This window comes from Sphaerisporangium cinnabarinum, from assembly GCF_055567015.1.
In genome coordinates this window covers 68947-80702 of the sequence record NZ_JBVHRG010000006.1, presented here as the reverse complement: position 1 = coordinate 80702, position 11756 = coordinate 68947, and the positions used below count along the sequence as shown (strand labels likewise).

3 protein-coding genes are annotated in these 11756 nt (G+C 72.3%); all 3 read left to right on the top strand.

What is annotated here, in order from left to right; genetic code table 11:
- The first annotated feature begins 302 nt into the window (after nucleotides 1-302).
- The 3 genes from ACZ4MO_RS10420 to ACZ4MO_RS10410 all read left to right on the top strand — a co-directional run bounded on the left by ACZ4MO_RS10420 (nucleotide 303) and on the right by ACZ4MO_RS10410 (nucleotide 11638).
- Nucleotides 303-4184 carry an alpha-L-arabinofuranosidase family protein gene (locus tag ACZ4MO_RS10420; protein ID WP_175007727.1) on the top strand — a complete coding sequence of 1294 codons (3882 nt, stop codon included), beginning with the start codon at nucleotides 303-305 and terminating at the stop codon, nucleotides 4182-4184.
- Nucleotides 4185-4406: 222 nt separating this feature from the next.
- Entirely contained in the window at nucleotides 4407-8585 is a 4179-nt protein-coding gene (locus ACZ4MO_RS10415) for a beta-L-arabinofuranosidase domain-containing protein (RefSeq protein ID WP_175007728.1), read from the top strand.
- Nucleotides 8586-8740: 155 nt separating this feature from the next.
- The gene (locus tag ACZ4MO_RS10410; RefSeq protein WP_499278815.1) at nucleotides 8741-11638 is read left to right on the top strand and encodes a beta-xylosidase family glycoside hydrolase; all 2898 of its coding nucleotides are present in this window, start codon (nucleotides 8741-8743) and stop codon (nucleotides 11636-11638) included.
- Nucleotides 11639-11756 lie beyond the last annotated feature (118 nt).

Sequence of the window (11756 nt, the reverse complement as noted above, 5' to 3'; positions counted from 1 at the left end):
TGGAGGGTGGGAGGTGGGCCGCGGGGGGGGGTGGGGTTGGGTTGTCTGTTCCTCTCCCCCCCCGCTCTGCCTTCCGCTCCTCCCAAAGAATACTCCCCCCGCGGCCGTCTGCCCGGGCCCGACGGCCCGGGGTCACCGGAGCAGGACGGGGGCCGGCACCCCTGGGTCGGTCGGGCGCACGCCCGCCCGGCGGTGTCATGACGCCGCCCTTGTGGAATGTGAGCGCTCACACTAGGCTCGGGCCGAACTTGTGAACGCTCACACGCAACGGTGCGTGTCTCTCGACGAAGAGAGGAAGCCCCATGGAGAAGCCTGTTCACCCGTCCCCTCCCAGGCCCCGGAGCAGACCGGCGCGCCGCCGGTCCGTCGCCGTCGCCCTCGTGGCGGGGATGGTCGGCACGGTCGCGCTTGCGACGTCGCTGCCGGCCTCCGCCGCGGAGCCCGACCTGCCCGACGGCGCGTGGGTCGACGCGTTCGACGGCGCCGCGCTCGGTCCCGACTGGACTGTCGTCAACCCCGTGCCCGAGGCGCTGTCCGTCGCCGGGGGGAAGCTCACGCTGACCTCGCAGCCGGGCGACACGTACCAGGACGCGAACAGCGCGAAGAACGTCGTGCTGCTCGACGTGCCGGCGGGCGACTTCACCGTTGTCACCCGGCTCGAGGCGCCCGTCACGTCCGTCTACCAGGGCGCGGGCCTCGTCGCGTGGCAGGACATGGACAACTACGTGCGGTCCGGTCTGACCTTCGTGGGCGACCTCTCGCCGTCGGGCCGCGCGATCGAGAACGACGTCGAGACCGGCGGCGTCTTCAGCGCGGCCGCCTTCACCGACCGCCCGGGCTCCACCGGGGAGACGCTGCGCATGCAGCGCACCGGCGACACGATCGCCACCAGCTACTGGGACGGCACCGCGTGGCAGCCCGCGGGCTCGGTGACCGTCGACTTCCCGACGACGCACGTGGGCCTCTACGCGCTCGCCGCGCAGAGCGGCGCGGCGCACACCGCGGCGTTCGACTACGTCGCCGTCCAGGCCGCCGACGGCGCGGACCAGGTGCCCGACGGTGCGTTCACGCTCGCGGGCCCGGGCGCGGCGCGGTACCTCGTGGCGACCGACGACGGCCTCGCCCTCGACGACGAGCGCCCCGCGACGACCGTCGCGCTCGAGGCGACCGCGGTCGACGGCGCCGAGGGTACGTCCCCGGTGACGCTCGCCGCCGGCGACCGTCCCGTCGTCGTCTCCGGCGCGTCCCGGCTCTCCCTCGGGGCCGCGGGCGCGGACGCGACGGCGCTGCGGCTCACCGACGCGGGCGGCGGCACGGTCTGGCTGCGCAGCGCGGCCGACCCCGAGCGCTACGCCGGGGTGCGCGCGTCCGCCGGCGCGCTCGTCCTCGGTCCGCGCGACGCGGCCACGAAGCTCACGATCACCCCCGCCACGAGCGCCGACCACGAGATCACCGTGGACCTCGCCGGCGAGCGCACGGAGATGAGCGACGAGCTCTACGGCATCTTCTACGAGGACATCAACTACGCGGCCGACGGCGGCCTGTACGCCGAGCTCGTGCGCAACCGGTCGTTCGAGTTCACCAACCAGGACAACGGGTCGTTCACCGGGCTCACGGCGTGGAGCGCCGCGAACCGTGGCGGCGCGACGGCGACGACCCAGGTCGTGAACGACGCCGGGCGGCTCAACGCGACGAACCGCACCTACCTCCACCTCACGACGACCGTCGCGGGTGCCGGGGTGCGCAACGCCGGGTACAACACGGGGCTGTTCGTCGAGGAGGGCGAGTCCTACGACTTCTCCGTCTGGGCACGCTCGGCGACGGCGCAGACCGTCACCGTGCGGGTCGAGGACGCCGCCGGGACGACGGCGTACGCGACCGGCCAGGTCGCCGTCGACGGCTCGGACGCGTGGAAGAAGTACGACGTCACGCTCACCGCGACCGGCACGACGAACGCCGGGCGCCTCGCGCTGCTCTCCGGCGCGGCCGGCACGCTCGCGCTCGACCAGGTGTCGCTCTTCCCGCAGGACACGTGGGTCGGTCCGGTCAACGGGAAGTCGGTGCTCCGCAAGGACCTCGCCGAGAAGATCGACGCCCTCGACCCGCAGTTCCTGCGCTTCCCCGGCGGCTGCGTGACGAACGTCGGCACGTTCCGCACGTACGAGGAGTCGGGCTTCACCGACCGTCGTCGCACGTACCAGTGGAAGGAGACGATCGGCCCGGTCGAGGAGCGCGCGACCAACTGGAACTTCTGGGGCTACAACCAGTCGTACGGGATCGGCTACCTCGAGTACTTCCTCCTCGCCGAGGACCTCGGTGCGACGCCGCTGCCCGTGGTGTCGGTCGGCGCCAACGGCTGCGGCAGCACCATCCCCGAGATGAAGGATCCCGCGCAGATCCAGCGCTGGGTCGACGACACGGTCGACCTCGTCGAGTTCGCGAACGGCGACGTCACGACCGAGTGGGGCGCCGTGCGCGCCGAGCTGGGCCACCCCGAGCCGTTCGGACTGAAGTACATCGGCCTCGGCAACGAGGAGAACACGAAGACGTTCGAGGCCAACTTCCCGGCGTTCCGCGACGCGATCGCGGCCGCCTACCCGGACGTCCAGATCATCTCGAACTCCGGTCCGGACGACACCGGCCAGCGTTTCGACGAGCTCTGGGAGTTCAACCGCGAGCAGGACGTCGACCTCGTCGACGAGCACTACTACAACGACCCGCAGTGGTTCCTCGAGAACGACGAGCGCTACGACTCCTACGACCGCGAGGGGCCGCACGTCTTCCTCGGCGAGTACGCGTCGCGCGGCAACACGTTCGCCAACGCGCTGTCCGAGGCCGCCTTCATGACGGGTCTCGAGCGCAACTCCGACGTCGTCCGGCTCGCGTCGTACGCGCCGCTGCTCGCCAACGAGTCGTACGTCCAGTGGTCGCCCGACGCGATCTGGTTCGACAACGACGAGTCGTGGGGCTCGGTGAACTACTACGTCCAGCAGCTGTTCTCCGCGAACGCGGGCGACGAGGTCGTGGCCAGCACCCACTCCGGTCCGGCGCCCGCCGACGCGACGCTCGACGGCGGCGTCTTTCTCTCCACGTGGAACACGGCCGCGCAGTACGACAACGTGCGCGTGACCGACAACGCGAGCGGCGACGTGCTCTTCGCGGACGACTTCGAGTCCGGCGCGTCGCAGTGGGAGCCGCAGTCGGGCACGTGGGCGGCGCAGGACGGCGCGTACGTCCAGTCGGTGACGAACGTCACCGACGCCCGGTCGATCGTGGCCGGCGCGTACGCGAAGGACTGGTCGAGCTACACGCTCGAGCTCGACGCGCGCAAGACGTCGGGCGCCGAGGGCTTCCTCGTCGGCTTCGCCGCGGGCGGCCCGAACGACTACTACTGGTGGAACCTCGGCGGGTGGAACAACTCGCGCCAGGCCCTCCAGCGTGCGTCGGGCGGGAGCGCCAACGAGGTGCAGGCCGTCGAGAACCACAGCATCGAGGCGGGGCAGCCGTACCACGTCAAGGTCGTCGTCGAGGGCTCGACGATCGAGCTCTACCTCGACGGCGAGCTCCAGATGTCCTACGAGCAGCCGTCGACGAAGTCGCTCTACCAGGTCGTCACACGGGACGACGACACGGGCGACGTCGTCGTCAAGGTCGTCAACCCCACCGCGACCGCGGCGCGCACGCAGGTGCGCGTCGAGGGCGCCGCGGGGATCGCGGACCAGGCGACGGTCACCGAGATGGTGGGCGCGCCGTCGGACACGAACACCAAGGCGGACCCCGAGCGGGTCGTCCCGGTGGAGCGGACGCTGACGGGCGTGGGGGAGGAGTTCTCCTACGAGTTCCCCGCGCACTCGATCACGTTCGTCCGGCTGCACGCGTCCGACACGGAGCCCGAGCTCGACCTCGCGGTCGAGGTCGCGCCGCGCTGCCTGGCGGGCACGGCGTACGTCGCCGTGCGCGCGACGAACGGCGAGGACGTCCCGGTCTCGGTGACGCTCTCCACGCCGTTCGGGCAGAAGGCGTTCGCGGACGTGGCGCCCGGCAGGAACGCGTACCAGTCGTTCGCGGCGCGCGCGACGTCGGCCCCGGCCGGCACCGCGACGGTGACGGGCACGGCGACGCTCGACGGCGAGCAGGTCACCGCGACCGTCGACGTCGCCTACGACGCGCTCGACTGCGGCTGAACGACGCCAGGTAGAACCGCAGGTCGCGAGGTAGAAGCCCCCGGGCTCTACCTCGCGACCGCTGGCTCTACCTCGCGAGAGCACGCTTCCCTCGTGGCCGGTCCGGCGGGCCACGAGGGCGCGGCCCGCGCTCCCCGCGCGGGCCGCCACCGCACGACACCGCACGACACCGCACGTCTCGACGCGCGGGCGACGACGCCCGCGCCGACCAGAGGAGCACCGATGCACCCCCGACCGACCGACGGCGTCCGCCGTCGACCCGGCGGCGTGGCCCGGCTGGTGGCCGTGGCGGCCGCCGCCGCGCTCGCCGTGACCGCGTGGGCACCGTCCGCCGTCGCGGCCGACGCCCTGCCCGCGCCCGTCCTCGACCTCGCGTTCGACGGCGACGTCGCCGACGCGAGCCCTCTCGCGCACCCCGTGGCCCTGCGCGGTCACTCCGGCTCCGCGCCGACCGGCTTCTCCTACGTCGACGGCGTCGACGGGGCGGGGCAGGCCCTGCGCCTGAGCGGCAGCACGTACCTCGACCTCGGGTCGTCGACCGCGCTCCAGCCCGAGGACCTGACGCTCTCGTTCTGGGTGGAGCCCAGCGGGAAGCTGTCCGGGGAGCACGTCGTCACGTGGAACAAGCGGGCCTACAACTCCGACGGCTGGTACCTGTCGTCCGAGTCGGACACGGTGCCGCTCGCGCTGTCGGTGGGGCCGGCGTCGGGCCAGCCGTACAAGGTGCGGGTCGCGAGCTCCGACCGCGCGGCGTTCTTCCCCGCGGACGAGTGGACGCACGTCGTCGTCACGTACGACCACGCGACGAAGGCCGTCGCGTTCTACCGCAACGGCGAGCAGGTCCCGTCGACGGTGGCCAGCGCGGTCGCCGGCGACGCGACGGGGGTCCTGGGCTCCGACCCGGCGCTGCCGAAGACGATCGGGTTCAACGGGCCCCAGTACAACGGCGCCTACCTCAAGGCCGCGCTGGACGACTACCGCCTGTACGACGCGGTGGCGGACCTGGGCGACGTCGTCGGGCTGTACGAGGAGAGCGGGCGCACGGTGGACCGCGACGCGATCGCGCAGGACGACGCCGACGCGCTGTCCCTGCCGGAACGTGCGACGGTCGCGCTCGTGCTCCCGACCACCGGCTCGCGCGGGTCGACCGTGACGTGGCGGTCGTCGCACCCGGACGTGGTCGCGACCGACGGCACCGTGGTCCGCCCGGCGATCGGCGAGGACGACGCGCACGTCACGCTCACCGCGACGGTGCGGTACCTCGACGGGGAGCCGGTGACGCGCGACCTGGAGGTCGTCGTGCCCGCGACCGTGGACGAGACGCCGCTCGAGGAGACCGCGCTGCCGTCGGTGCTGCTCTCCGACGACTTCCTCCAGAACGCCGCCGCGAAGGAGCACGAGTACCTGCTGAGCCTGGACTCCGAGACGTTCCTCTACGAGTTCTACAAGGTCGGCGGGCTGACGCCGACCACCTCCGCCGGGTACGGCGGCTGGGAGCGCAGCAACGCCGTGAACTTCCGCGGCCACGCGTTCGGCCACTACCTCTCGGCGCTCGCGATGTCGTGGTCGTCGACGCAGGACGAGGCGACGAAGGACGCGCTGTTCACCGAGATCCAGGAGGGCGTGGGCGGGCTCGCGCGCGTGCAGGACGCGTACGCCGCCGCGCACCCCGGCTCGGCCGGGTACGTGTCCGCGTTCCGCGAGTCGATCCTCGACCAGGTGCAGGGCACCGGGACGTCCGACGAGAACGTCATCGTGCCCTGGTACAACCTGCACAAGGTGCTCGCCGGCCTGCTCGACGTCGCCGAGCACGTCGACGGCCCCGTCGGGGACCAGGCGCTCGCCGTCGCGACCGACTTCGGGCTCTACGTCCAGGGGCGCGTGGCGAAGCTCCCGAGCACGGACGTCATGCTCCGCACCGAGTACGGCGGCATGAACGAGGCGCTGTACGAGCTGTTCGACCTCACGGGCGACGTCCGGATCAAGGAGGCCGCCGAGGCGTTCGACGAGGTGACGTTCTTCCGTCAGCTCGCCGCGGGCCAGGACGTGCTCCCCGGCAAGCACGCGAACACGCAGATCCCCAAGCTGCTCGGCGCGCTCAAGCGCTACCAGGTGTTCACGCAGAACCCCGCCTACTACGACCTGCTCACGCCCGCCGAGAAGGACGAGCTGCCGATGTACCTCGCGGCGGCGGAGAACTTCTTCGACATCGTGGTGCGCGACCACACGTACGTCACCGGCGCGAACAGCCAGGCGGAGCACTTCCACGCGCCCGGGTCGCTGCACGAGCGTGCCGACGAGCAAGGCACGGCGCGCAACGCGGAGACGGCCGAGACGTGCAACGAGTACAACATGCTCAAGCTCGCGCGCGAGCTCTTCACGCTGAGCAAGGACGTGCGGTACGCCGACTACTACGAGAACGCGTTCATCAACACGATCCTCGCGTCGCAGAACCCGGAGACGGGGACGACGACGTACTTCAACCCCATGGCGTCGGGCTACCACCGCGTCTACAACCTGCCGTTCACCGAGTTCTGGTGCTGCACCGGGACGGGGATGGAGAGCTTCTCCAAGCTCGGCGACTCGATCTACTTCACCGGCCAGGGCTCGGTGTGGGTCAACATGTTCTTCTCCTCGACGGTCGAGCACGCGGAGCAGAACCTGCGGCTCACGCAGGAGGCGAACCTGCCGAACGAGGACACCGTGACGTTCCGCGTCGACGCGCTCGACGGCGGCGCGGTCGCCGAGGACGCGACGCTGCGCCTGCGCGTGCCGTCGTGGATCGCGGGCGACCCGACCCTGGAGGTGAACGGCTCCGCCGTCGAGCCGGACGTCTCGCGCGGGTACGTGGTGCTGCCCGTCGCCGCGGGCGACGTCGTCCGGTACACGATGCCGATGGCGGCGTCCGTCGTGGACACCCCGGACAACCCGTACTTCGTGGCCTTCCGGTACGGGCCGGTCGTGCTCTCCGCGAACCTCGGCGAGGTCCCCGAGCCGGCGTGGCAGGGCACGGGCATCCTCGTCCGCTCCTCCACGCGCGACGCCGACGCCCAGACGACGATCACGGCGGCGAACATGGGCGCCGACGAGTGGAAGGAGCGGATCGCGGAGAACCTCGTCCGCGTCGAGGACGACGCCGAGGGCCGGGTCCAGCTGCGCCTGCGGAACACCGCCGACGGCGGCGACCTCGTCCTCACGCCCCACCACACCAACTGGGACGTGACGTACGGGCTCTACCTCAACCTGGACGAGCCGGACTCCGCCGCGTCGCAGGAGCGCATCCTGCGCGCCAAGCAGGCGCTGCGCGACGCCGACCGCACCGTCGACAGCCTGACGAGCTTCGACGACAACAACTTCGAGAACGCGAAGAACCTCAAGCAGAGCGGGTCGTCGGTCGGGACGTTCTCCGGCCGCCAGTTCCGCCACGCCAACGGCACGGGCTGGTTCAGCTACGACCTCATGGTCGACCCGGGCTCGGCGTCGAACCACCTGGGCGTCACGCTCTACTCGGGCGACCAGGGCCGCGTCTTCGACGTGTACGTCAACGACGAGAAGCTGAAGACGATCACCACGGTCGCGAACGCTCCGACCAAGGACGCGCAGGGGTTCTACGTCGACACGACGCAGCTCCCGGCGAAGTACCTCGAGATCGGCGAGGGCACGCGCTGGAAGGTCGACAGCGCGGGGGAGCACGTGCTCGACGAGGACGGCGAGCGCATCCCCGTGGTCACCGTCCGCTTCCAGGCGACGGGCGGCTGGGCCGGAGGCGTGTTCGGCGTCCGGGTCGACCGCGCGGCGTCGTACGACGCGACGCCCGGGCTCGCGGCGCTCGCGTTCGACACCGGGTCGCTCGTCCCTGCGTTCGACCCGGCGGTGACGGACTACACCCTCACCGTCCCCGCGGGCACGACGAGCGTCGTGCTCGACGCCGACCCGCACGTGCCCAGCGGCCTCGTGCGCGTCGACGGCGTGCTGGTCGACGACACGCAGGGCCGCACCGTCTCCCTCCCCGCGGACGGGAGCGCCCGGACCGTGGAGGTCGTCGGCGTCGCGCAGGACCACGAGACGGCCACGACCTACCGGGTCGAGATCGTGCCGGGCGCCACGGCCGTCGTCCCGCTCGACGTCGAGGTCTCGTCGCGCTGCCTCGCCGGCAAGGCCTACGTGGCGGTCCGGGCCACGAACACGGGCGCCACCCCCGTGGACGTCACCCTGACGACGCCGTACGGGGAGAGGTCGTCCACCGCCGTCGCCCCGGGCGCGAACGCGTACCAGTCGTTCGCGTCGCGCGCGACGACGGTCCCCGCCGGCACCGCGACGGTCACCGCGACGGCGGTGCTCGACGGCGCCCCGGTCACCACGACCCACGACGTCGACATCGAGCCGCGTACCTGCGGCTGAGCGACCCGCGCGCTGCACCGGCGTCCTCGCGGTCGGTCCGACGGGCCGCGAGGACGCCGCAGGGCAGCGACGCACCGGCTGCGATATCGGTACCGACATCGATATCGCGGAGATGAACCCCCCCTGGCAGCAGGACCTCGACGAGGAGGAACGACATGAGCACACACCGGAGACGACGAGCCGCGGCGACGATCGTGGCGGGCGTGCTCGCGCTCGGCGCGAGCCTGCCCGCGGCGCACGCCGCCACGACGGCCGACGACGACCCCCCGACGGCGACCGCCCTCACCGGGCTCACCACGACCGACCGCGGCGACGGGACGTACGACGTCCCGCTCCTGCGCAGCGACGTCCCGGACATCAGCGTCACGCGCGTCCCCGCGGCCGAGAACGACGAGGGCCGCGACCACTACTACATGATCAGCACGACGATGCACCTGGCCCCCGGCGCCCCGATCATGAAGTCGTACGACCTCGTGAGCTGGGAGATCGTCGGCTACGTCTACGACCGGCTCGGCGTCGGCGACGTGTCGTCGCTGCGCAACGGGAAGAACGGCTACGGCAACGGGCAGTGGGCGTCCTCGCTGCGCTACCGCGACGGCACGTTCTACGTGGTGTTCAACACCAACGACCTCGGGGGGTCGTACCTCTTCCGCACGGACGACGTCGAGCACGGCGCGTGGGAGCGCACCGCGCTCGGCCGGGGGTTCCACGACCCGTCGCTGTTCTTCGACGAGGCCGACGGCGGGACGCCCTACATCTTCTACGGCTCGGGCGCGACGAGCGCCGTCCGGCTCAACGACGACCTCACCGCGATCGAGGCCGACTTCCCGAACATCTTCCGCGCCGCGGACTACGCGGGCGAGCCGTTCGTGGGCGGGCTGTTCGAGGGCGCGCAGGTGCACTACATCGACGGCGAGTACTACGTCGCGATCATCACGTGGCCCAGCGGCCAGAACCGGCAGGAGGTGCTGTTCCGCTCCCCGCACCTGCTGGGCCGCTACGAGACCGCCGACGGGTCGAACCCGTACGAGGCGCGCAGCGCGCTGAACTCGGACGGCTTCGCGCAGGGCGGGCTGGTCGAGGTGCCCGACGGCGCGGGCGGCTACGAGTGGTGGGGCATGTTCTTCCGCGACACCTACCCTCTCGGCCGCATCCCCGCGCTCATCCCCGCGACGTGGGAGGACGGCTGGCCCACGTTCGGCGACGACGGCGTCGTCCGCGTCGGCGACACGTTCGCCAAGCCGATCGCGCTGGACCCGGCGACGGAGCGCCGGGAGCGGCTGAAGAGCATCGTCGCCTCCGACGACTTCGCGAACGACGCCGAGCACCGCGCGTTCAGCGACACCGTCTGGGAGGTCCCCGACGCGCCCACGTACGACGAGTCCCTGCTCGGCGTCGAGCTCGTCGCCAACCCCGGGTTCGAGGACGCCGGGACCGCGCCGTGGGCCGCGCAGTTCGGGGCGACGCTGTCGCGCGAGACGAGCGGCGCGGCGTCGGGCACGGGCGCGCTGCGCGTCGCGGGCCGGACGCTCAACGGCTCCGGCCCGAACCAGCAGCTCGGCGGGAAGATCCAGGCCGGCGTGACGTACGAGGTCTCGGCCCGGGTCCGCTACGCCTCCGGGCCGGCGCAGGTCCGCTTCAACCTCGTCGGAGACTGGGGCGCGGGCGTCACCACGCTCGCGTGGGCGAACGCCACGCCGGGGGAGTGGACGACCGTGCGGGGCACCTACACCGTCCCGCAGGACGCGGACGTCCGGACCTTCAAGCTCGCGGTCGAGACGCCGTGGGGCAACCCGCAGCCGCCGTCGTCGAGCGTCGAGTACCTGCTCGACGACGTCTCCGTGGTCGGCCGCGCGCCGGACGTCGAGACGCCCACGCTCGAGGAGGTGTCGTACAACGGCTCGGACCTCGACCTCGCCTGGCAGTGGAACCACGCGCCGGACAACCGGTACTGGTCCCTCACCGAGCGCGAGGGCTGGCTGCGGCTGACCAACGGGCACGTCGTGACCGGCGAGGCGGAGTACACCAAGGCGCCCGGGCGCGACCTCACCTACCTCGAGGAGGCGCGCAACACGCTCGGCCAGCGCACCTTCGGGCCGACGTCCTCCGCGGAGACCCGCCTCGACGTGTCGGGGATGCTCGACGGCGACGTCGCCGGCCTGGCCGTCTACGGCCGCAGCTTCGCGTACGCGGGCGTCCAGCAGGTCGACGGCGAGCGCACGCTCGGCCTCGTCACGCGGCTCCAGCCGTTCACCGACACGATCGACCGCGAGGCGGTCGAGTCGTTCGTCCCCGGGTCGCAGGTCCCGCTCGGGGAGCGCACGGACGTGCACCTCAAGGCGGACGCGGACTTCGCCTCGCCGAACGGCCAGCTCTGGGTGCAGTACTCCTACAGCCTCGACGGGCGCACGTGGCAGCCGCTCGGGCCGCGCCAGGGGCCGCTCGTCATGGACTGGAGCCTGTCCCACTTCATGGGCTACCGGTTCGGCCTCTTCTCCTACGCCAAGGAGCAGACCGGCGGGCACGTCGACTTCGACCACTTCCTCCTCAGCGACGTGCTCGACGCCGACGGCGGCGCGGACCGGACGGCGCTCGACGCCGTCGTGGCCGAGGCGGGAGGGCTCGACCCGGCGGGCTACACGGCCGAGTCGTGGGCCGCCGTCGAGCAGGCCCTCGCCTGGGCGCGGTCGACGACCGCGCCGTCGACGCAGAACCAGGCCGACGCGCCCGCGCGGGCGCTCGCGCTCGCCGTCGCGTCGCTGGAGCCGACGACGTCCCCGGACGTCGCGTTCGCGGCGGAGGCGAGCCTGCGCGCGCTCGCCGGCACGGACTACGTCGCCGTGCGCGTCGTGAACGAGGAGGACGTCCCGGTGGACGTGGTGGTCGCCACGCCGTACGGCAGCCGGACCTTCGCCGACGTGCGTCCCGGCGCGAGCGCCTACCAGGCGTTCGCGACGCGACGCCCGCAGGCACCTGCCGGTGAGGTCACGGTCACCGTCACGCGCGAGACCGACGCGGCGACGACGACCCGCACGGTGCCGTTCGGCCGCTGACGCACGGCTGGTCCGGGGTTCGCCCCGGCAGGCCGCCCCGGCTGCGCCGGGTCGGCGCGAGAGGAGGGGGACGCAGGACGACGGCGGGGACCGCCGTCGGGCACGACCGTCCGCGCAC